This is a genomic window from Pseudomonas sp. Lz4W (assembly GCF_000346225.2).
GTDB classification, from domain to species: domain Bacteria; phylum Pseudomonadota; class Gammaproteobacteria; order Pseudomonadales; family Pseudomonadaceae; genus Aquipseudomonas; species Aquipseudomonas paraversuta.
This window is the reverse complement of sequence record NZ_CP017432.1, coordinates 656870-679749: the sequence shown is the minus strand read 5'-3', so window position 1 is coordinate 679749 and position 22880 is coordinate 656870. Positions and strand designations below refer to the sequence as shown.

The window sequence follows — 22880 nt, the reverse complement described above, 5'->3', positions numbered from 1 at the left end:
TGGACATTAGTCAGGTAGAATGCGCGACTTATTTCGCCGATTTGCAGCCCCGCCATGACAGAGCCCACCACCTCCCCTTCCCGCCACGTCGCCATTATCGGCGGTGGGCCCGCAGGCCTGATGGCCGCTGAAGTGCTGAGCCAGGCCGGGGTGCGGGTCGATCTGTATGACGCCATGCCCTCGGTCGGACGCAAATTCCTGCTGGCCGGTGTCGGCGGCATGAACATCACCCATTCCGAAGCCTACCCGGCATTCCTGTCACGTTACGCCGAGCGCGCCCCGCAAATGGCTCCGCTGCTGCGGGCCTTCGATGCTACGGCCTTGTGCCAGTGGATTCACGACCTGGGCATCGAAACCTTTGTCGGCAGTTCAGGCCGGGTCTTTCCCACCGATATGAAAGCCGCGCCATTGCTGCGCGCCTGGCTCAAGCGTCTGCGCGAGTCCGGGGTAGTTATCCACACCCGCCATCGCTGGCTGGGCTGGCATGCCGATGGCCAGTTAAGGATCGACAGCCCGACAGGAGAGCAGCAACTCAAGCCTGATGCGGTGTTACTGGCGCTGGGCGGCGGCAGTTGGGCTCGCCTGGGCTCGGACGGGGCGTGGATGCCGCTTCTGGCCGGGCGCGGGGTGGAACTGGCGCCGCTGCAGCCGAGCAACTGCGGGTTTGATGTGGCGGGCTGGAGTGAAGTGCTGCGCAGCAAGTTTGCCGGAGCCCCCCTGAAGAACATCGCGATTGCCCTGCAAAACAGCACCCCGCGTCTGGGTGAGTGCGTGATTACCGCCAGCGGCATTGAAGGCAGCCTGATTTACGCCTGGTCGGCGCCGATTCGTGAGGCGATCAATCAACAGGGGGTGGCCACCATCCTGATCGATCTGCTGCCGGGCAAGCCTGTGGATAAAATTGCCGCAGCACTGGCCAAACCTCGCGGCTCGCGCTCCATGAGCAAGCATCTGCACAGTCAACTGGGGATAGACGGGGTGAAAGCCGCGCTGCTGCGCGAATTGGCGCCGGCCGAGTGCTTTGCCGACCCGCAGAGGCTGGCTCAGGCAATCAAGGGGTTGGCGCTGAACCTGATAAAAACCCGTCCACTGGACGAAGCCATCAGCAGCGCGGGAGGCGTGCGGTTTGAAGCGATGGATGAAAACCTGATGCTTAAAGCCATCCCGGGGGTGTTCTGCGCGGGGGAAATGCTCGATTGGGAAGCCCCCACCGGCGGCTATTTGCTAACAGGCTGTTTTGCCAGTGGCAGGGCCGCAGGGTTGGGGCTTTTGAGCTGGCTCAAAGCCTGACGCTTGCGAGAGCGAGAGCGAGAGCGAGCTTGCCCGCGATGACGTCGCGGACAAGCAGGTTTGGCTTACGGCTTGCGCTTGCGCGGGCCGGTATTGAACACAGGGACTTTACGCACGGGTTTGACCGAAGGTTCAACCGGTGCAGCTTCGCCGCTGTCGACCCATTTACCCAGGTTGCGCTTGCCGCCACCGCCTGAGGTTTTCGGTTTTTTCGGCTTCTTCGGCTTTTTGATCACCTGACCGGTTGCATCAGTCTCGGGCACGCGGTGCTCCGGCTCGAAGTCCTGTTGTTCATGGCGCGGCAAGGTCTGACGGGTCAGCATCTCGATCGCCGACAACATGTTCACTTCATCGGCGCAGACAAACGAAATCGCTTCGCCCTTCTGACCGGCACGGCCAGTGCGGCCAATGCGGTGGATGTAGTCTTCGGCCACGATCGGCATGTCGAAGTTGATCACCAGCGGCAGGTCTTCAATATCCAGACCACGGGCGGCAACATCGGTCGCGACCAGGATTTGCACTTCGCTGGCCTTGAACCGGTCCAGCGCACGCTGACGCGTGGCCTGCGGCTTGTCGCCATGAATGCCGTCGGCGTTGATGCCCAGACCTTGCAGCTTGCCCACCAGTTCATCGACACCGTTACGGGTCTTGGCAAACACCAGCACTTGCTTCCATTGCTGGGTGCGCAGCAAATGCAGGAACAGCTCCGGCTTGCGCTTTTTGTCGACCGGAATGATCCATTGCTTGACGCTGCTGGCCGCTACGTTGCGCGGGCTGACTTCGATGCTCAGCGGGTTGTCGAGCATCTGCTCGGCCAACAGGCGGATGGCATCAGAAAAGGTCGCCGAAAACAGCAGGGTCTGGCGCTTTTTCGGCAATACGCGGTAGATATCCCGCAGCTCTTCGGAGAAGCCCAGGTCGAGCATGCGATCCGCTTCATCGAGGATCAGGGTTTGCAGCTGGGTGAACTTGATCGCCTTCTGCCGATAGAGATCGAGCAGACGACCCGGAGTAGCCACCAGGACATCAACCCCTTTGCGCATTTTCATCATTTGCGGGTTGATGCTGACGCCGCCGTAGACCGCATAGGTGCTCAACGGCAAATGCTCGGCGTACTGGCGGATGCTCTCGTGAACCTGTTCGGCCAGTTCGCGGGTTGGCACCAGTACCAGGGCGCGCACCATGTTACTGGCAACTTTCGGACCTTCCATGGTCAGCGACTGCAGCAGCGGCAGGGCGAAACCGCCCGTTTTGCCGGTGCCGGTCTGGGCGGCGGCCATCAGGTCGCGGCCAGCCAGCACTGCGGGGATCGCTTGGGCCTGAACCGGGGTTGGGGTCTTGTAGCCGAGCGTCTCAAGAGCGCGCAGCAAGGGTTCGATCAGGCCAAGGGTGGCGAATGTCATGGGGATACCGTCGAAAAAGGTCAGCGCAGGGGTGCATAAGTTGCAATGGCGCGCAGTTTACCCTAATTCAGACCGGTTTCTGCTTGCGCCACTGCGGCAAACCGATCAACACCACGGCGCTGATGATGACCGCCATCGCCAGGCACTCCTCGAAACCTATGGTCTCGCCGGCGAATGCGATGCCCAGCATCACCGCCACGGCCGGGTTGACGTAGGCGTAACTGGTGGCCGCCGCCGGGCGTACGTTTTTCAGCAGGTACATGTAGGCACTGAAGGCAATGATCGAACCGAAGAACACCAGATAGAGCAATGCGCCCCAGCCTGCGGCAGTGGGCATCTGGGTCATGCGCTCGCCACTCAACAGGCTGCCAATCAAGAGCACGGCGCCCGCCACCAGCATTTCGGCGGCACTGGCCATGGGCCCGGCCGGCAGCGGCAAGTGCCGGCTCCACACCGAACCGAATGCCCAGGCGGCGGCGGCAAACAAAATCATCGCGGCGCCTATCGGGCTGGCCTGCAGGTTGGAACCCAGGTTGAGCATGCCGATACCGATCAGTCCCAGGGCAATCCCGGCCCATTCCAGACGGGTATTGCGGGCGCCCCAGAAATAGCCGAACAGCAACGTAAACAACGGCACGGTGGCCACGGCCAGCGCCGCGACACCCGAGGCGACCCCGGAGTGTTCGGCCAGCGTCACCCCGCCGTTGCCGCACGCCAGTAACAGAAAACCGATCATGCCGGCTGCGCGCCACTGCACGAAGGTCGGTGCGGGGGCCCCGCGCCAGCGCATGAAACCGTACATCAAGCTGCCTGCCACCAGAAAGCGGACCCCGGCCATCATCAGCGGCGGCCAGGACTCGATGCCGATACGGATGACCAGATAGGTCGAACCCCAAATCACATACAACGCAAAAAAGGCACCGATCAGTTGTAGCGGGAAACGACGTGCGGCAGGCATGGAGGCAGCTCGAAGGCAAAGGCAGGGGATGGAGGAGTTTAGCCAAAGCCAGGGGCAATATTAAGTTACAGAACCGGCCAAAAGTGGCCGTACACTTTTGGCCGCGACAGGGCCGCTGCTAAAGGCTCGCGAGCAAGCTCGCGCCTACACAGGCCCTGGTCTTCAGAACCCGCGACAGCGCTTGAGGTGTTCGTTGATTTTGGCGGCAGGAATTTTTTGCAGGCTGCGCAACAGATCGTGGCTCAACTCTCGCAGGCCGTGCTTTTGACGCAGTTGCTCAGCCAGATGGGTCGTGAGGTTGGCTGCCATTTCGGCATCGGCCATGGCCCGGTGAGCCTGGCCGGTATGGGGCAACTGGGCGAAGGTGGTGAGGGTACCCAGCTTGTGATTGGGCGCCGCCGGCATCAAACGCCGGGCCAGCAGCAACGAGCAGGCAAAGTTCTGCAAGCGGGTGCGCTTGATGAGCCCCATCTCGAAATCCCAGAATTTTTGGTCGAACGCGGCGTTGTGGGCCAGCAAAGGCGTGGTGCCGACGAACTCGTTGACCTCGTTCATCACCTGCTGCGCAGATGGCGCCGTGCGCAACATGGCGTTGCTGATGCCGGTCAGTTGCTCGATGAAGCCCGGCACCCGCACACCCGCGTTCATCAGGCTCTGGTAACGCTCGACAATGCGCCCCTGTTCAAGAATCACCACCGCAATTTCGGTCGCCCGGCAGCTGCTGCTCGGGGAGATACCTGTGGTTTCAAAGTCAATTACGGCGATGCGTTCCAAACCGGGTCAATCCTGTAAAAAATGGAAATTACTTGAGCAGCAAGCTGCCTTCTATCGGTACATAACGGCCAGCAGCACGAATCAATGAATTGGCGGTAAGGCCAGGCACCCCATAAGCCACGGTTTCAACCCCGTGCTTGCTGGCAATGCGTTCGAGCAGCAGATCGAAATCACCGTCACCCGAAGCCAGCACCACCTCATCGACATTGGCCGCAACATCCATGATGTCGATGGTGATACCCACGTCCCAGTCGCCCTTGGCCGAGCCATCGCTGCGCTGGATGTAGGGTTTGAGTTTTACCGTGAAACCGAGGTTGCGCAGGATCTGCTGAAACTGCTGCTGTTTGCTGTCACCCCGGTCGATCGCATAGGCATAGGCCTCGACGATTTCACCGCGCTGACTGATGTCAGCCCACAACGCCGCGTAATTGAAGTGGCAGCCATAAGCCTGGCGAACTGTGTAATAGAGGTTCTGCACATCTGCGAAGACCGCAATTCTTTTCACCGGCAAACCCCATGGTGCCCAGGCAATCGGGCAGCTGCTGAAAAACAAGGCCGCAGTATGCCAGCCTGTCGAGGACTTGCGCGGATAAACCGCCCGGCGTGCTCACAAACACCGGGCGGGTCGTAACAAGAACGTTTACATTTGCTCTCCATCGCCTGGCATCGGTTAAAGTGACGCACCGCTTTTGACTGCTGATACCTGACAATGAATCCGCTGACTGTTATTCGCGACTCCCTGTACTTCTTCCAGCGCAATCTGGGACAAATCGTGACGCTGTGCTTGCCGCTGGTGATCCTTGAGGCCGTGCTGCAGCTCATGGTGGATAACGCCGTGGGCCCCGACCCATCGCCCGGCTATGGCCTGCTCGTGGGTTTGCTTCTGTATCCGCTGTACACCGGCGCGCTGATTCTGTTTCTCGACGCCCGCAGCCGTGGCGAAAGCCCGCGCAATCGTGAGCTGCTGGCCCAGGCACTGACGCTGTGGCCCAGATTCGCCCTGCTCGCGGCCATCAGCACATTGCTGATCGTGCTCGGGCTATCGATGTTTTTCGTTCCCGGGATTTTTCTGACCGTGGTGTTTGCGTTTGCCGAATACCGCCTGGTATTGCGCGGAGATCCACCACTGGCCGCCCTGAAATCGAGCTTCGCCATGAGCCGCGGGCACTTCTGGCGGATTTTTGTCTGCTTGCTGGCGGTACTCGGGCCGTTGATGATGCTCAAGGAGCTGAGCTTCTCGCTGTTCCAAAAGGACGATAACCCGTTGCTCGCTCTGGCCCTGGAAAGTGCCAACAGCTTTTTGCAGCTGTTTTTGTCAGTCGTGCTGTATCGCTTGTTTATGCTCATCGGCGAACCATCCGACAAGTAAGAGGGACGATTCGCTATATACCTCTCCTTGGGTGCCGGACTGCTGTCCGGTATCCTCGGCAATTCCCGCTACGTCTTAAGCCGAGCCCATGCCACGTTTATTACGCCCCATCCTGTCAGGTTTGCTGCTGCTTGCAGCCGCGCTGGCGAGTCTGATTTACAGCGTTACGTGGCGACCCGATGCCAAAGAGGTGCTGGCACTCGTCTGCCCGGCCACAGCCCCGGTGCTGGTACCGGGGCAGGCGCTCAAGGTTATGACCTGGAATGTCCAGTACCTGGCAGGCAAACGTTATGTGTTCTGGTACAACCTGGTTGATGGCAGCGGTCCGGACCTGCGCCCGACCCGTGAAGACATGGCTTTCAGCCTGGATGAAGTGTCGCGGGTGATACGCGATGAGCAGCCCGATCTGGTACTGCTGCAAGAGCTCGATGAAAACGCCAAGGCCAGTGACTATCAAGACCAGCTCGCGCTGCTGCAGGAGCGCCTGGTCGATCTATACCCCTGCAGCACCCAGGCCTTTACCTGGAAGGCTGACTTCGTCCCCGACTGGCATATTCTGGGGAGTGTCGGGCGCAAACTGGTCACCCTCAGCCGTTACCAGATCGAACACGCCGAGCGCCTGCAATTGCCCGTGGCCGAAGCCAATATCATCAGCCGTCAGTTCCAGCCAAAACCTGCGCTGCTGGTTAACTACCTGCCGCTTAACGACGGCGGGCAAATTGTTGCCATCAACACCCAGTTCGATGCCCCGACCCTGGACAACAGCAACCTGCTCCTTCAAATGCAGGCCACCGGTGTGTTGCTCGACAAATTCGAAAGCCAGGGCACGCCCTGGCTGATTGGCGGTGATTTCAACCTGTTGCCGATTGGCCAGTTTTTGCGCCTGCCCGCCGAACTGCGAGCGGGTTATTCGCCGGACAGTGAATTGCACTTGCTGTGGGAAAAGTACCCGATGATCCCCAGCAACCCTGAAGCCACCGGCATCGACCGTGAACTGTGGCTGACCCATTTCCCCAACGACCCGCGTGCCGAAGCCCCTGACCGCACCCTGGACTACCTGTTCTACAGCCCGAAACTGCAACGCATCGAAGGCTATGTGCGCCAGGAAGATACCCTGACCATTTCCGACCACCTGCCGGTGCTGGGACGGCTTCTGTTACCGATTGATTGAGCGCCCCTATATCTGCATCTGTAGGAGCGAGCTTTTAAAGACAACAGCTCGCGTCTATGGGGTCAGGGGTCGAGCTTCAAGGTTTACGCGGTTTGATCCGGGCTGTCGGTTCGGCCACCAACGGATCGTCGGGCCAGTAGTTACCGGCATCGCAATTCAGTTCTATACATTGACACGGTAGCCCCCAAGAAAAACATGAGTTCAGCAGAAAGTAGGTTGACGCACCTTGACTGTCAATCTAACCACGCAAAATTGACAAAACCTTCTCTCTCGCGACAGCAGATTGACAGAGCTCGTTGACATTCGCCTCACATGCGCCTCAAAGGTTGACAGGCTTTTCGATCATCCCGCGGCAGCTCCCATGCTCCTCCCAGCTAAGCATGCATAACGCGCGCCCCCCATCCCCACTGCTACACGAGAGTTCGTTAAGCCGAAGTTCATCCGGACACTTCTTGGACTGATCGCATTACGCTATCATAAGTACAAGCTTATTTTGCTCGCCTCGCTATTAAGGAACAGAGCATGTCTCTGAACAAACGCAAGAGCTTCTCCGAGAATATTGTAGTGGTCAACTGATCCCGGACACTGCGTTAAGTTTTTCCTCGGCAACGGCAGGCGCTAGGCCCTCGTTGAATTGATGCGGTCGCCGCCAGTTATACCGTTCCATCAGGAACCGGCTGATATCCCGTTGTGCTTGCGCGGCGCTCATGTAGCCCGCTGCCGGTATCCATTCAGTTTTTAGGCTGCGAAATAGCCGTTCCATGGGCGCATTATCATGGCAGTTGCCGCGTCGACTCATGCTCTGTGTGAAGCGGTATCGCCAGAGTCTCTGGCGGAAACTTCGGCTGCCGTATTGGCTGCCCTGGTCGCCGTGAAACAATACGTTTTTCGGCCTGCCACGCTGCTCGTAAGCCATATCCAACGCCTTGATTACCAAGTCAGCGTCGGGCTTGGATGAGAATGCCCAACCCACAACACGGCGGGCACAAAGGTCTATAACGGCTGCCAGATATTGCCATCGGCCTTCAGCCCAGACGTACGTAATGTCACCGCACCAGACCTTGTTTGGAGATGCAACGGTGAACCCTCGATCAAGCACGTTCGGAATATCAGGTCGTTCCACGGTAGCCTTTTTGTAGGCATGGGAGCCCGGCTGCTTGCTGATCAAGTTCATCTCCCGCATCAACTTACGTACTTTGAACCGCCCGATTTGTATACCGTCCTCTTTCATCATCAACATGATGCTTCGGCTGCCCGCAGCGCTTCGACTTTGGGTAAATAGCTCGTTCACACGGCTGCGCAAAACCACCCGCTCGGCATCTGGAAATCGACGTTTTCGGCAGTACGTGTAGTAGCAGGATCGGGTTACTTCAAATACCGAGCACAACAGATCAACAGGCTCTTGAGCCCGCAGTTGATCGATTAACGCGAACGCTCGTGTTCCTCGGCCATCAAGAGCGCGGTGGCCTTTTTTAATATAGATTTTTCCCGTTCCAGCCGGTTGATTCGAGCTTCTAACTCTTGGATTTTTTGCTGCTCGGGCGTCAGCGCTTTACTGGTCGGAGTGACTCCGCCGCGCTCCTGCTGAAGCTGGCCAACCCAACGGCGCAGAGCCGACTCGCCAATGCCGAGTGAGCGGCTGGCTTCGATGAAGCTGTAATTTTGCTTGAGTACGAGGTCAGCAGCCTCGCGTTTGAATTCAGCGGAAAAGGTACGGCGTTGTTTGGTCATCTGACACCTCGTTCTGGCGAACATTCTCGCCTAAATGGGTGTCCGGAATCATTAGACCACTACAGTGTAGCAACTAGCATTGTAAAAACTCAGAACCGTAAACGGTTGATCGCACGGTACGCGCGTGAACACTTCAAGAAAGCCGCCGAATATTACAAAATTGTAATTTCTCAATCATGCCCCCGTTATCTACAGATTGCAACGATACAACTCGGCGATGATACAGGAGGCGCGACCAGCTTCCTTCAAACAACAATTCCAGCCGAAGAGCTTTCTAGTTCTGCCGAACCGAAGGAGTGATTAATGATTAACAATACAAAATTTTCGATAGCCGCTATGGCAATGATTGTCAGCTCTGTGCCGCCCATGGTGAGTGCGGAAGAAAAAAACGGCGGTTTTATAGAGGATAGTAGTCTTACCGTCCTTAACCGCAACTACTACTTCAATCGCGAACATCGTAATGGTGAGTCAAGCCCTACAGGCAATGGATATTCCGAAGCATGGGCAAACGCGATTATTACTAAATTCGAGTCTGGATTTACCCAGGGCACAATCGGTGTCGGAGTGGATGCGTTTGCTATGATTGGAATAAAACTCGACACGGGTGGCGGCCGTAATGGCGGCCGTAGTACATTTGATGTCCTTCCAGTCAATAGCAACGGAGAAGCAAGGGACGAATACACAAAAGTGGGAGGTGCTGCAAAAATTCGCGCCTTTGACACCGTAGTAAAAGTCGGTGACGTATTCCCATCCACCCCAGTTGTGGCTGCTGGCGACTCAAGACTACTACCGGAAAGTTTCACTGGTGTCACAGCAACAAATACTAGCATTGAAGGCTTGACCGTTCAGGGCGGTCGCCTACATGCCATGAGCCAGCCAGCTTCGAGCAACATGCGCGACAACTTTGCGACCTTCTATGCCGGGCCTGTTAACTCGCCTTGGGTAGGCTACTTTGGTGGCGATTATAACTTGAACAAAAACGTCACCCTTAGTCTTTACTCCAGTCGCCTCAAGGACGCATGGAATCAATACTATGCTGGCACCGTGCTAAACTACTCATTATCAAATGAGCTTTCCGTATTCGGAGGCCTTAACTATTATAAGGCTGTCGATGAAGGAAAAAAATTACTTGGCGATTTCGACAATAACATATGGAGCGGTAAAGTAGGCGTGAAGTATGGCGCGCACACACTTGCACTATCCCATCAGCGAAATAATGGAAATAACGACTTCGATTACCTGCGTCAGTCGGACTCAATCTTTCTTGATAACTCAATTCAGTACAGTGATTTTAACTCACCTAAAGAACGCTCTTGGATGGTTCGCTACGACCTCGACATGACATCGTATGGTGTGCCTGGCTTGTCGTTTATGACGCGTTACGGTCGTGGCACTGATGCTGATTACTCTAACGCCAATACGACGTACATGAGACGCGATGCGGATGGAAACCCACTTACTGACCAGAAACGTTGGGAGCGTGACATCGAAGTAAAATATGTCGTTCAGACAGGTACCTTGAAAGATATGTCTTTCCGCCTACGGCAAGCTAATACTCGCGCAACCACATTTGAGTCGGATCTGGATGAGGTTCGTGTGATTATTGAGTATCCATTAGCTATTCTTTAAGATCTGCGCAGGATGAATCGTCCTAGACGAACGTTCCGTTTTAGCTGGAAAATTTCAAAAATGTAATTTTTCAATCATCTTCCTGTTAGCTTAAGTCACCTATAGTAAACTGGAGTTCATAGCAATCTGCTAGCGCATCTGGCTAGACTGCTACAGGTAAGTAACACCCTTGCAAAAACCTGGAACTCACTGCTGTCAAGTTGAAGCTCCGCATCCACTTTTAGATTACTCATCTAAATACGATGTATTTTAAGACGCCCTTCGGGGCGTCTTTTTTATGCCTGCAGTAAACACCCCCCACATTTTATGTCTTATGACGCACGTCAAAAATATGACCCCCTATGCCAAGAGCGTAGAGGCTAACCACCTTTACGGCATGTTCCGGCCACTGTGTATCTGACTGTATTCAGTACTCCTTCAGAGTCTTCGTATGTCATAGCTGCGGGCATCACCCCGCACCCTTCCGCTGGTCGTACCATGCTAACTACATTCACAACATCTAATTTCATTCCATATTTATATTGCTTAGCTACGGGAATTTTTTTTCCATGCCTAATCGCATACTGCTCCATAGCTACGGAGTTGGCACTCATTCTTTTTTCAAAAACCTTGTCACTATCTTTAGCAAATACGTTTGAAGAGATCGCAGCGACCACAATAAAAATAACATAATTAATAGTCTTCACTTTTTGCACCTCACATGTCAATAAAAACCCCGCAACCGGAATCGGGGCGGGGCGGGGCTTATGTGTAGCACCACTACATTTACTTACTAATCGGGCCCTTCTCACCGCCTGACATTTTCGGAGGAGTTTTTTTCAGCTCTTTGGCTAAAAACTTCTCCATAGCCTGCTCGGTAGCTTGAGTAGCTCTAGCAATAGTCCGGTCTCCACCACCCTCAGCCAATGCAGTGGAAGAAAGAATCAATGCTCCTACAAGAGCGTAAATTTGTGCGATTTTCATTTCGACACCTCATATTAAATACTGGTATTAGAGTATCAATACGAAGCTATCAATACGGTGGCACTAAGATTACATATCCGTCATCATTGATATAAATAGCCCGCTAATGAGGATCAGCAGCGGGCTTTAAAAACAAACTGCTATACTATTTCTTGTTTTTCGCTGTCTGCTTCTTCATCTTTACGGTGTGCCCAGTGATATAACGCAGGAAGTATCAGTAGGGTCAACGCAGTTGAGGACAGTATTCCGCCGATCACAACGGTAGCTAGGGGCCGCTGGACTTCCGCGCCTGTTCCAGTAGCTAGAGCCATGGGGATAAAGCCAAGGGATGCCACCAAAGCTGTCATTAATACTGGGCGCAACCGCGTCAGCGCTCCTTCATTGATCGCAGAACTCAACGAATGTCCCTCTTCTCGAAGGTTGCGGATAAAAGCAATCATCACCAGACCGTTCAGCACTGCCACACCCGACAATGCAATGAAACCAACACCCGCCGAGATCGACAGCGGGATATCACGTAGCCACAAAGCCATAACACCACCCGTCAATGCGAATGGAATCCCGGTGAATACCAGCATGCCGTCTTTGAGATTGTTAAACATCATGAACAGCAGAGTGAATACCAAGAGCAGAGCCACAGGGACAACTATCTGCAAGCGTTTGGCAGCTGATTGAAGTTGTTCAAACTGCCCACCCCAGGTAGCCCAATAACCGGCCGGAATCTCTACCTGTTGATCAATGGCGATGCTAGCCTCCTTAACGAATGAGCCGATATCCCGTCCACGTACATTCGCGCTGACAATGACCAGACGCTTACCGTTCTCACGACTGATCTGATTCGGGCCAAGTACAAGATCGAGGGTCGCCACTTCTGAAAGGGCAATAAAACCGATCTGATCGGCATTGCCATTGAGCAGCGCCGGGACTGGAATCAGCAGTGTGGACAACCCCTCAACGTCCTTACGCATGGCGTCGGATAAACGCACCACTATGTCGAAGCGGCGATCTCCCTCATACATCGTCCCGGCCTGGCGGCCACCGACAGCCACCGCAATGGTGTCTTGAACGTCTCCAACGTTCAGACCGTAACGTGCGGCTTTGTCGCGGTCTATGTTTATGGTCAGTACAGGTAGCCCCGTTGTCTGTTCGACTTTGACCTCGGAGGCGCCATCGACCCCCTGCATTGACGCGGCAATTTTCGCAGCGGTACTGTTAAGCACTGCCATGTCATCACCGAAGACCTTGACCGCCACATCACTTCGCACGCCTGAAATCAACTCGTTGAAACGTAGTTGGATAGGCTGGGAAAGCTCATAGTTGCTACCGGGCATAGCAGCCGCTGCTTTCTGGATCTCTTCTGTCAACGTCTCCCGGGACTTGCTTGGATCAGGCCATTGATCCTTCGGCTTGAGCATCACATAACTATCAGAGATGTTCGGCGGCATTGGATCGGAAGCAATCTCTGCAGTACCGGTTCGAGCAAACATCCGTTCGACTTCAGGCACTTTTTCCAGCACAAGCTTTTCCAGGCGCTGCTGCATTTCCACCGATTGCGTCAGACTTGTACCGGGTACTCGTAATGCTTGCAGTGCAAAATCGCCTTCGCTGAGACTAGGTACAAACTCACTGCCCATTCGACTGGCGACCACGCCACTCGCAGCGATGACACCTAATGCCATGGCAAATGCCAGCGATCGATGACTCATGACCCAATCCAGCGCGGGGGCATAAGCCCGTCGCGCTCCTCGCATTATCACGTTCTCTTCTTCCTTGACTTTGCCCGTCACGAACATGGCAATTGCCGCAGGAACAAAGGTTACGGACAGCAGCATCGCGCCTAGCAAGGCGATCACGACGGTGAACGCCATGGGGTGGAACATTTTCCCTTCGACACCGGTCAGGGCAAAAATAGGTAGATAAACGACCATGATGATCAACTGCCCGAAAATCAGTGGTCGACGGGCTTCCTTGGCTGCTGCAAACACTTCGTGAAAGCGCTCGGAGCGAGTGAGGAGGCGCCCGTGATGGTGCTGCGCATTGGCGAGGCGCCGTATAGCATTTTCGACAATAACCACTGCACCGTCGACGATAATACCGAAGTCCAGAGCCCCCAGGCTCATCAGGTTGGCGCTGACTTTGTTGGTGAACATGCCTGTGAAGGTAAAGAGCATGGCTAGAGGAATGACCATGGCAGTGATCAGTGCTGCGCGAATATTGCCTAGGAATAGGAACAAAATCGCGATTACTAGGATTGCACCTTCAATCAGATTCTTCTTGACCGTGGCAATAGCCTTGTCTACCAAGTTAGTACGGTCGTAAACAGTGATCGCAACCACCCCTTTGGGCAGTGAACGGTTGATTTGCTCTAGCTTGACTGCAACGGCCTGAGAGACGGTACGGCTGTTCTCGCCTATCAGCATGAACACCGTGCCGAGTACCACTTCACGACCGTTTTCGGTCGCCGCACCGGTACGCATTTCACGCCCAATATCCACGGTCGCCACATTTTTAATACGTATAGGGGTGCCATCGACGTTGGCGATCACGATATTGGCGATGTCGTCGGTGGTCGCCACTTGGCCAGGGGCACGAATCAGTAGTTGTTCGCCACTGCGCTCAATGTAGCCGGCTCCTACGTTAGCATTGTTGCTTTCCAGCGCGGTCACAATGTCTGTCAGGGTCAGCTTGTAAGCGGCCAAGCGTTTTGGATCCGGAGCAATCTGGTATTCCTTGGCGAATCCGCCAATGGTGTTAATTTCGGCGACCCCAGGAACGTTGCGCAGCTGAGGTTTAATAATCCAATCTTGGATTACCCTCAGGTCGGTCGGCGTATAGGGACTACCATCCTCTTTTACGGCGTCTTCTTGGGCCTCGACAGTCCACAGAAAAATCTCACCCAAACCGGTAGAAATCGGCCCCATGACAGCTTCCACGCCTTCGGGCAATTGTTCCTTTGCCATCTGCAATCGTTCATTGACCAATTGCCGGGCGAAGAATAGGTCGGTGCCTTCCTTGAAAATCACCGTAACTTGTGAAAGCCCCGAGCGTGAGAGTGAACGCGTCTGCTCAAGTGCCGGCAGACCTGCCATGGCGGTTTCAATAGGGAAAGTGATGCGCTGCTCAGTCTCCAGTGGCGAGAAACCTGCGGCACCAGTATTGATTTGCACCTGGACGTTGGTGATGTCGGGCACGGCGTCGATCGGCAGCTTCTGGTAGCTAGCAATGCCGAGTCCGGCCATGAGGAGAACCGCGAGCAGGACGATTATGCGTTGCTCGATGGCAAATTGGATTAGGCGTTCGAACATGAGAACCTTCTCGTGGAAGTGGCGGATCAGTGGGCGTGTTCAGCCGAGGCTTTACCCAGTTCTGATTTCAGAATGAAGCTGCCGGCAGCAGCGACTTGAGCTCCGGGCTCCAGGCCCTCTGTGATCTCAGCCAGACCTGCTGCACGACTACCTATTACTACTGCTTGCGCCTTAAACCCGTCATCAGTTCGAACGAAAACTGTTGGCCTATCCTCGACCGTCTGGATTGCTGCTTCTGGTACTGCGACTTTCGCCAGCCGGGTATCGGTATCAACCAGTACGGTTACGAACAGCCCGGGACGCCAAGCCCCTTGCGGATTCGCTATGGACACACGGACAGTGGCGGTACGAGTCTGCTCACCCAGTAAACTCCCAACGTAGGCCACGGCACCCGTAACTTCCGCATTCAACTCAGCGGCACTAACCGTGACAGACTTGCCCACCAGGACTTTGCTCAAATCCTTAGGGGAAACGCCAAAAGTCACCCAAACATGCGACAAGTCCGAGAGCGTAAAAGCATTGCTGGTTTCACTGACAACCTCACCAAGGCCCAAGTGCTTTTCGACCACAACGCCATCGAACGGTGCACGCAGCTCATACCGGTTGCCACCACTGATCACCGAGCTGCCACTAAGTACGCTGATTTTTTGTCGGGCATTACTGACAGCGATTTCGGCCTCTTGCAGAGCCTGACGGGCTTGAAGGAAATCCTGTTCGGCAGAGATTTTGTCCTGCCATAACTGGCGTTCACGCTCGTAGGTAGTGCGCGCCAACTCTAGACGACGTTGCGCTGCGGCTTGCTCACTGCGCTGATCAGAAATTTGTTGACTGGCAATCACGGCTAGTAGCTGACCTTTTTTCACTGTTTGGCCAAGATTGACATGTACCGACTCGACGACACCAGGAACCCGGGGTACCACATGCGCAGTACGGTCTTCATCGAAACGGACTTCTCCAGGAAACGGCAATGAGAGGCTGATGCTCTGTTCCTTAGCTTCGATTAACTGAATGCCGGCAGATCTGATCTGATCGTCGCTCAGAGTCAGGTGACCTTCTTCTGCTTCCCCTTCTTCATGCCCGCCATCAACTGACTCCTTGGCCGCACCCTCGTTGCTGTGATCAGCATCGTGGCCCTGCTCTTCTTGCGTCTGTACGCCGGTGGACGCTGTTGACGTGCTACCCATCCAGAGCGAACCAACACATATGCCCACCGTGAGGGTCAGTGCGGTGACAAGGATTTGTTTTTTATCCATGGGACTCCCTACGCAGCTCAGTGGGCAGTCACGGATTACCGTGGCACTGCGATGCTGAGTAGCGGTTAAAAAAGTGTTATATGAAATTCAAGGGGTATGAGTGAGCTTGTCGACATCACCGAAAATTCGCTCGATACGCACCCAGGCGTCTGTCGCCTCGGCAATGGCCTGGATGTACTGGCCGCGCGCGCTGATTAAGGTGCGCTGGGCATCTAGCACATCTAGGAAGTTGAATTTCCCCATTTCGAAACCACGGGTAGCGGTATCTACAGCACTTTGCGCGGCAGGCAGGATGGTTTGATTGAACGACGTGATTTCAGTGTTCGCTGTCTTCCACTGAGCTAGAGTGGTCTGAATTTCTGTGCGCAGGCGTAACTCGCTGGCATTGCGAAGGTCGCGGGCCTGATCAGTTCGGCGGGCGGCTGCCAACACATTGCCCTGATTACGATTGAATAATGGGATGGGCATCGACAGCCCTACGACATTCACGCGCTCACGCTCCCGTTCATCGTATTGGCTACCTAAACTTACGGTTAGGTCAGGAATGCGCTGGGCTTTCTCCAAGCCAAGTGAGGCTTCACGCTGGTCAATTTGCAGCTTTGCCAACCGTAACTCCGCAGTCTGACCGATGCGATTAAGGAGCAGCGAAGGTTCCGGTACAGTTGGCATTGGCTGACTTGAATCACTTACAGACGCAAACGCCGGCAAAGGCACACCAATGACTCGAGCGAGTTGTTGATAGGCATTTGCCTCCTCTCGCTCTGCCCGTTTCAGCTCTAGGCGTACCTCCGACAACTGGACTTCTGCTCGCGTACCTTCAACAGGCGATGACTTGCCACTACTGATGCGACCTTGAGCTACATTCAAGCCACGCTGTGCGAGCTCAAGTGATTGACGTGATAACAGCAACCTTTGCTGAGCCGTAGATGTGTTGTAAAACGCCTGAATGACATCGGCACGTAGAACATTACGCTTGCGCTCCAATTCAATCTCGGCTGCATCTTGCGCTCGACTTGCCACTTCGATCCTAGCGCCTCGCTTACCACCAAGCTCGATCGGCTGATTGATCATCACCGTCGTAGTGCGCGAATTACGCCGGGTATCCTCAGCCTCCCAAGACAACTCAGGATTGGGAATCAAGCTCGCCTGCTGCCGATCTCCCTGAGTGATACCAATTTCCCACTGTGCTGCCGCTAGGTCAGGGTTGTTGGCAAACGCCATTTGAAGCACTTGATCCATTGTCAGCGCCTGTGAAACCGAACCAGCGGAAAAAGCCGTGCCTGATAGTGCAAACGTGCAACTTAGGCCTATTACCAACAAAGATTTTATGGTACGCAAGGGGGTAATTAACTTTCTAAGCCAACGCAATTTTATACTTCCTTTAAAGCGAATTTTCTCAACGTGATAACTGTAGAGTTCTTCATCTATCAACAAGGTGACTGAAGAATTACAAATATGTTATCCAGCTCTACTGCTGTAGGTTTTGCTCTAATATAGGAGGTGTTAAAAAAGAAAAACTTAAGGCGGAAATATGATGAAACAAAAATTCAGCAATTATCTGCCGAAGCGCACTTGTCGAATTGGGGTATTCATATGAGCTCTCTATGGATATATAGCCTCTGGATTATTTCCCGCGACAGATTGTCGCAACCCTAGCTTTGGCGCCTCAAAACCGCAGCTTTGGCTTGACCCTAAAGCAGCTACAGGCTTTAGAGTGAAGGCTGTCATCTCGTAAGTTATTCAAACCATATGAAGATTGAAAATCCTATAAAAAGACAATACCAATCAGAAAACCACAGTATACGTTTATTACTTTTCTGAACCCCTTTAACTCTAGTCATTAAGAAGGTGAAATGTTATGCGAATCCTTGTAGTTGAGGACGAGCTCAAAACTGCCGAATACTTACATCAGGGACTGACTGAAAGTGGCTACATTGTTGATCGTGCGATAAATGGCGCGGATGGACTACATCTGGCGCGCCAACATGTTTATGATTTGGTGATACTTGACGTTAATCTTCCCGAACTTGATGGCTGGGGTGTTCTTGAACGTCTACGACAAAGCAGTAATGCCCGGGTCATGATGTTGACGGCCCGAGGGCGCCTAGCGGACAAGATACGCGGACTAGATTTGGGTGCCGATGATTATCTGGTTAAACCGTTTGAGTTTCCTGAGTTACTTGCACGGGTACGAACCCTGATGCGACGCAGTGAGCACATACCTGTCCCGCAGGTACTAAAAGTAGCCGACCTGGAACTAGACCAAGGACGTCATCGTGCTTTTCGCGGTGAGCAGCGCATAGATCTGACAACCAAGGAGTTTGCGCTGTTGCACTTGCTGATGCGCCAGACTGGAGAAGTGCTTTCTCGCACCCAAATCATTTCACTGGTCTGGGATATGAATTTTGATTGCGACACTAACGTTGTCGAGGTTTCAATCCGTAGGCTGAGGGCCAAAATAGATGACCCCTTCGATAACAAGTTGATCCACACCCTTCGCGGTGTTGGTTACGTATTAGAGGCGCGAGTATGAAGCCGGTCAGCCTGTCAATGCGACTAGGTTTGACAGTAAGTATCTTGGGGGCGTTGTTGGTAGTTTTTTTGGCTGTCTTGGCCTTTTTTGCGCTGACGCATGAGCTGGATAAGTTGGCAAAAAACAGCCTGATCAATAAGATGGAGCAGGTTGAACATAGCCTCTCGCTATACGATGACACGGCCGACGTAAATTCAAAACCGCATTCGTTACTGGATCAAGTCATGGGACATGACAATCTGAATCTGACCATCTATGATCTGAAAAACCTCAGGACGCCCTTACTGAAATTTGGGCCTGGATTGTCGGATCCGCGGACTGAGTTGAAAGCTGCGACTGCTGCCGTTGACAAGGTGTCCTATTCCACCAATTCAGATGGTGAAGGTCGACACTTCCTTACCGCATCCAAGCTCATCCCATTAAAGAACGGTGTAAGCGTTCCCGTATTGCTGTCGATGGATTGTGCGAACGATGAAGCGCTGCTCAGCGCGTACCTTAGGTCGACGATTATTGCACTACCGCTTTTACTAATACTCATCGGAGCAAGTGCTTGGGCCGTAGTACAACAAGGACTTTCTCCACTGAGAGAGTTCCGGAAGGTCGCCGCCATGATCTCGGCTCAAGATCTCAACCATCGACTTTCTGTTGTTAAAATGCCTCAGGAGCTTAGTGAGTTGGCTCATGGCATCAACTTCATGCTGCACCGGCTCGACAGCGGTATTCAGCAGTTGTCGCAATTTTCAGATGACTTAGCCCATGAATTACGATCCCCGATCACCAATTTGATGGGCAAGGCCCAGGTTACCCTTTCTCGGGAGCGTCCGGCAGAAGAATACAAAGCTGTGCTGGAGTCATGCACCGAGGAGTTGGGGCGTGTCACGCGAATTGTCTCGGATATGCTCTTCTTAGCTCAGGTCAGCCATCCCGCGGCACTTGTCCCGTTCGAAACAATTACCTTAGAAGATGAAGCATTTAAGGTGGTCGATCTGTTTTCACTGTCTGCGGAAGAGAAACGTATCACCCTGAATGTTACCGGAACTGGCAAGACGATTGGCGACAGGTTAATGATACAGCGAGCAATATCCAATCTATTGTCCAACGCAATTCGCCATTGCCCTGCGGGACAATCTATTTCAATTGTTATTGAAAACTATGCCAAACAGGTATCGCTACTTGTAGGCAACCCTGGAGCAGGAATCGAACCTCAGCATCTGTTGCACTTGTTTGACCGCTTTTATCGGATTGATACAAGTCGCTCGCGTGCTGAAGGTGGCACTGGTCTTGGCTTAGCTATTGTTCGATCGATCATGAGCCTCCACCAGGGAACTGCGGATGTTCAAAGCATGCCTGGCAGCATGACCGTTTTCAGGCTGAGCTTCCCAAACCTCGACGGACAGACCACTTGGCAACAGGCTAGAAAGGTTCAAGGGTAAATTCCCGCAACAAACCTGTGCAACCCTCCCTGCACCACTGGACATGCGCCTGTGGTCAGGTTTTTTAATGTCCGCTGAGTTCTGAGTAAATCGCAGCAACCCCTACTCCGACATGAGATGTTTGCAAGATCCCGCTCTAGTGCTGCATGCCTTCGTTTTCTTCAAGCGTTGCATGAAACTGCAAGTTTTCCAGTTGAAGAGTCGTATGGCTGATATGGAATACCTCGCTCATCAGCCGAGTCACCTCAGCCAATATATCTTGCTCAGCTCGGGAGCTACGCAAGATTACAAGGTGAGCACTCATGACATTCTTGCCGCTGGTCAGGGCCCAGATATGCAGGTCATGGATATCCTCAACGCCTTCAACCGCCCTGATGCACGCATCCACTTCAGCGATATCGATGCCATCCGGAACCCCTTGCAACAGGATGTTCATGCTTTCTTTGAGCAAAACCCAGGTTCTGGGAAGCACCCACAGGCCGATAGCTGCGGCAACGATCGAGTCAACCCAAGTGAATCCGGTAAAACGAATGATCAATGCCGCCCCTATTACGCCCATGGAGCCCAACATGTCGCTCCATACTTCTAGGTACGCGCCTTTTACGTTAAGACTTTCGGCACTGGCAGACATTAGCAACCGCATTGAAACAAGGTTCACAACTAGTCCGATCACTGCGACGATCAGCATCCCTGTCGATTGGATTTCTGTCGGGGCTTTAAACCGCTGATAAGCTTCATACAAGATGTACACCGCCACCATGAACAACAAAATCGCGTTAAAAGCAGCTGCGAGGATCTCAAATCGTGCATAGCCGAATGTCCGCTTTTTATCCGCAGCGCGTTTGGCAATTTGAATAGCTATCAATGAAATAGCCAAGGCAGTGGAATCGGTTAGCATGTGAGCCGCATCGGATAACAACGCCAAGCTGCCTGTCACAAAAGCCCCAATGACCTCCGCGATCATGAAGCTTGTCGTTAACACCAAAGCGATCCACAATTTTTTCTCGTGTCCTGCACGAGCTTGACCGTGACTATGACCAGCGCTCATATGACTCTCCATGCGGGTGAAAGGATGCGGCAACTACTCAAAAGATCGTCAGCGGGTCAATCTTCGTCAAGAAGAGATTTCGGTTTTGGAGAGAGGCATCAACTGAAAAGCGCTTATTTTGGCACGACCTGTGTTCCCCCAAGGCACCCATACTCTAGAAAATAGCAGCACTGCAAATACGCGTATTATTTGTACCAAAACTTCCCGAAACCCCACCTGTCATGATGCCTACGCGCAACATCCAAACATGGGATTATGTATGCAGGAGGGTACGACGTTACGTAAGGATATGCGCACGTTCCAGCCAACAGTAGCCGCCCCCATAATCCTTGGAACGAACCGCTATACGGGCTTCGCCGAAGCCCTCATGAAGGTCTGTCGTCTCCCCATGGATCGAATTTGTCCCCATACCTAGCGTGTAAGGCGCGATTGCGTTCGATCCGCCTAATCCACGGATCGTAGGTAAGCGTCCGCTCAACACACCTTGCGCAATTCAGTGGGCGCCCAGCATTTTGATTTGCTTAGGAGCAGCAACCAGAGCGAGCCCCAGCAGCAGGTTCGAACAGTGACTCAACAATCGTACAGTCTGGAGTTTTCGAACCTAGGCATGTTGACTCACACTTGCTTGCCATTGATAGCAGCTCTATACGGATCTGCTGGAGCTTGGCGACCTTCGACTCTACTTCTGCCAAGTGCTTCTTGACCACCGACAGCGCATCAGCACACGGACGATCAGCATCTGCTGCGAGCGCAATGAGTTCTCGGATATCGTCGAGTGGAAAGCCCAATTCACGATTCTGCCGGATGAAGACGAGTCTTGAACGATGCTTTTCGGTATAGATTCGATGCCGCCCTGTCGACCGCAGAGCTGGAGGTAGAAGGCCTATTTTCTCGTAGTAGCGAATCGTTTCAATGTGGCAACCCGTTGATTTCGACAGCGCCCCGATTCCTGACATGCAAACTCCCCAAGCATTTTCTTGAACCTGTAGTAGCTACAGATATTAACCTGTCTTCAGAAAATAATTTCACGCGTTTGAAGGGCATTTCGTGGACAGAGAACAGCTAGAGAAGAACCAGATTCCCGTTTACTTCGTCGCGGTCATTGTCGCGGCCATCGGAGGCCTGCTCGCACCCAATGCGTCTCAAGCTCTAGGGGCGATGGTGACACCCGCCATCGCAGTGCTGATGTACGCCATGTTTCTACAGATTCCGTTCCTGGATCTCCGTAATGGGCTTGCGAATAAGCGTTTCATGGCGGCGTTGCTGACTGCCAACTTCGTGGCCATCCCCTTGTTGGTCTGGGCATTGACGATGGGGCTAACCGATCACCCTGCGATTTTGGTGGGTGCCCTGTTGGTTTTGCTGACGCCTTGTATCGACTATGTGGTGGTGTTTACCCATATCGGTAAGGGTGACTCCAAACTCACTCTGGCGGCGACGCCATTGCTACTTTTGCTACAGCTTGTGTTGTTGCCGCTTTACTTGGCCTTCATGCTGGGTAACGACTCAGCGGTAGCCATATCTATCGGCCCATTTATTGAGGCTTTTGTAGTGCTGATCGCTTTGCCTCTGGTCTTGGCGGTAGCAACGGCTGCCGGGGCAAAGAGATCCAGCATCGTTGAGGGCTGGAATGATGCATGGACTTGGATGCCTGTACCGGCTATGGCGGCTGTGTTGGTCGTTGTGATCGGCTCTCAGATTTCAGCGGTGGTCAGAGACATGGACAAGCTGCTGCCCGTTATTCCCGTCTACATTGGTTTCATGCTCTTGGCACCGTTGGTGGGCGCGCTGGTGGCCGGCGCCTTTAAATTGCCGGCCAGCACGGCAAGATCAGTCGCTTTCAGCAGCTCGACACGAAATTCACTGGTAGTTCTGCCACTGGCACTGGCCTTGCCCGATGAAATCAGAGGGCTCGCGGCGGCAGCAGTCATTACTCAAACGCTGATTGAATTGGTCAGCGAGCTAATTTACATCCGGGCAATTCCTGCTTTGTTGTGGCGCAAAATGTAGATGCCAAGGA

The 22880-nt window shown here is 53.7% G+C and carries 20 protein-coding genes; 7 read left to right on the top strand and 13 right to left on the bottom strand.

From position 1 onward, the window contains the following. The first annotated feature begins 54 nt into the window (after positions 1-54). Positions 55-1290 (top strand): TIGR03862 family flavoprotein, encoded by a 1236-nt coding sequence (locus tag B195_RS03285; protein ID WP_003444027.1) that lies wholly within the window; start codon positions 55-57, stop codon positions 1288-1290. Positions 1291-1355: 65 nt separating this feature from the next. On the opposite strand, the gene B195_RS03280 is transcribed toward B195_RS03285, so the two are convergent. From B195_RS03280 to B195_RS03265, 4 genes are all read right to left on the bottom strand, one after another. Beyond that, positions 1356-2693, bottom strand: a complete 1338-nt coding sequence (locus B195_RS03280; protein WP_003444029.1) for a DEAD/DEAH box helicase — start codon at positions 2691-2693, stop codon at positions 1356-1358. Positions 2694-2760: 67 nt separating this feature from the next. Beyond that, the gene (yedA, locus tag B195_RS03275) at positions 2761-3651 is read right to left on the bottom strand and encodes a drug/metabolite exporter YedA (RefSeq protein WP_003444031.1); all 891 of its coding nucleotides are present in this window, start codon (positions 3649-3651) and stop codon (positions 2761-2763) included. A gap of 162 nt (positions 3652-3813) precedes the next feature. Beyond that, positions 3814-4425, bottom strand: coding sequence for a PolC-type DNA polymerase III (locus tag B195_RS03270; RefSeq protein ID WP_003444033.1), 612 nt, complete (start codon positions 4423-4425; stop codon positions 3814-3816). Between the two features lie 28 nt (positions 4426-4453). Beyond that, positions 4454-4930: an NYN domain-containing protein gene (locus B195_RS03265; RefSeq protein ID WP_003444036.1), complete on the bottom strand. Its 477-nt coding sequence runs from the start codon at positions 4928-4930 to the stop codon at positions 4454-4456. Between the two features lie 204 nt (positions 4931-5134). Between B195_RS03265 and B195_RS03260 the strand changes: the two genes are divergently transcribed. Beyond that, a complete protein-coding gene (locus tag B195_RS03260; protein ID WP_003444039.1) occupies positions 5135-5794 on the top strand; it encodes a YciC family protein in 660 nt (219 codons plus the stop codon). A gap of 88 nt (positions 5795-5882) precedes the next feature. Continuing rightward, positions 5883-6965, top strand: a complete 1083-nt coding sequence (locus tag B195_RS03255) for an endonuclease/exonuclease/phosphatase family protein (RefSeq protein WP_003444041.1) — start codon at positions 5883-5885, stop codon at positions 6963-6965. A 568-nt stretch (positions 6966-7533) separates the two neighbouring features. Here the strand turns inward: B195_RS03255 and B195_RS03250 are convergent. Further along, positions 7534-8696 (bottom strand): IS3 family transposase gene (locus B195_RS03250; protein WP_085994787.1). Its coding sequence is split into 2 segments (ribosomal slippage): positions 7534-8441 and positions 8441-8696, totalling 1164 coding nucleotides; the frame shifts between segments, so codons are not numbered across the junction. A gap of 303 nt (positions 8697-8999) precedes the next feature. On the opposite strand from B195_RS03250, the gene B195_RS03245 reads away from it, so the two are divergent. Further along, positions 9000-10325, top strand: a complete 1326-nt coding sequence (locus tag B195_RS03245; protein WP_003444046.1) for an OprD family porin — start codon at positions 9000-9002, stop codon at positions 10323-10325. A gap of 359 nt (positions 10326-10684) precedes the next feature. Here B195_RS03245 and B195_RS03240 read toward each other — a convergent pair whose 3' ends face one another. The 5 genes from B195_RS03240 to B195_RS03220 all read right to left on the bottom strand — a co-directional run bounded on the left by B195_RS03240 (position 10685) and on the right by B195_RS03220 (position 17157). After that, entirely contained in the window at positions 10685-11011 is a 327-nt protein-coding gene (locus B195_RS03240) for a DUF2790 domain-containing protein (RefSeq protein WP_083912792.1), read from the bottom strand. 79 nt (positions 11012-11090) lie between these two features. Then, positions 11091-11288 carry a co-regulatory protein PtrA N-terminal domain-containing protein gene (locus B195_RS03235; RefSeq protein WP_003444050.1) on the bottom strand — a complete coding sequence of 66 codons (198 nt, stop codon included), beginning with the start codon at positions 11286-11288 and terminating at the stop codon, positions 11091-11093. A gap of 140 nt (positions 11289-11428) precedes the next feature. Further along, positions 11429-14593 (bottom strand): CusA/CzcA family heavy metal efflux RND transporter, encoded by a 3165-nt coding sequence (locus B195_RS03230; protein WP_003444052.1) that lies wholly within the window; start codon positions 14591-14593, stop codon positions 11429-11431. A 26-nt stretch (positions 14594-14619) separates the two neighbouring features. After that, positions 14620-15846: an efflux RND transporter periplasmic adaptor subunit gene (locus tag B195_RS03225; protein ID WP_003444054.1), complete on the bottom strand. Its 1227-nt coding sequence runs from the start codon at positions 15844-15846 to the stop codon at positions 14620-14622. Positions 15847-15933: 87 nt separating this feature from the next. Beyond that, positions 15934-17157, bottom strand: coding sequence for a TolC family protein (locus B195_RS03220; protein WP_228795938.1), 1224 nt, complete (start codon positions 17155-17157; stop codon positions 15934-15936). Between the two features lie 547 nt (positions 17158-17704). Here B195_RS03220 and B195_RS03215 point away from each other — a divergent pair. Together B195_RS03215 and B195_RS03210 are read left to right on the top strand one after the other, a co-directional pair. Then, positions 17705-18379: a heavy metal response regulator transcription factor gene (locus B195_RS03215; protein ID WP_003444058.1), complete on the top strand. Its 675-nt coding sequence runs from the start codon at positions 17705-17707 to the stop codon at positions 18377-18379. Next, positions 18376-19812: a heavy metal sensor histidine kinase gene (locus tag B195_RS03210; protein ID WP_003444060.1), complete on the top strand. Its 1437-nt coding sequence runs from the start codon at positions 18376-18378 to the stop codon at positions 19810-19812. The genes B195_RS03215 and B195_RS03210 overlap by 4 nt, the downstream gene beginning before the upstream one ends. A 136-nt stretch (positions 19813-19948) precedes the next feature. Here B195_RS03210 and B195_RS03205 read toward each other — a convergent pair whose 3' ends face one another. From B195_RS03205 to B195_RS03195, 3 genes are all read right to left on the bottom strand, one after another. Continuing rightward, the gene (locus tag B195_RS03205) at positions 19949-20860 is read right to left on the bottom strand and encodes a cation diffusion facilitator family transporter (RefSeq protein WP_003444062.1); all 912 of its coding nucleotides are present in this window, start codon (positions 20858-20860) and stop codon (positions 19949-19951) included. Positions 20861-20926: 66 nt separating this feature from the next. Beyond that, on the bottom strand, positions 20927-21031 hold the full coding sequence (locus B195_RS23035; RefSeq protein ID WP_228795940.1) for a hypothetical protein: 105 nt from the start codon (positions 21029-21031) through the stop codon (positions 20927-20929). A 350-nt stretch (positions 21032-21381) separates the two neighbouring features. Beyond that, positions 21382-21816, bottom strand: coding sequence for a helix-turn-helix domain-containing protein (locus B195_RS03195; RefSeq protein WP_003444064.1), 435 nt, complete (start codon positions 21814-21816; stop codon positions 21382-21384). Between the two features lie 91 nt (positions 21817-21907). On the opposite strand from B195_RS03195, the gene B195_RS03190 reads away from it, so the two are divergent. Then, complete coding sequence (locus tag B195_RS03190; protein WP_003444066.1) at positions 21908-22870, top strand: arsenic resistance protein; 963 nt, start codon at positions 21908-21910, stop codon at positions 22868-22870. The last annotated feature ends 10 nt before the right edge of the window (positions 22871-22880 follow it).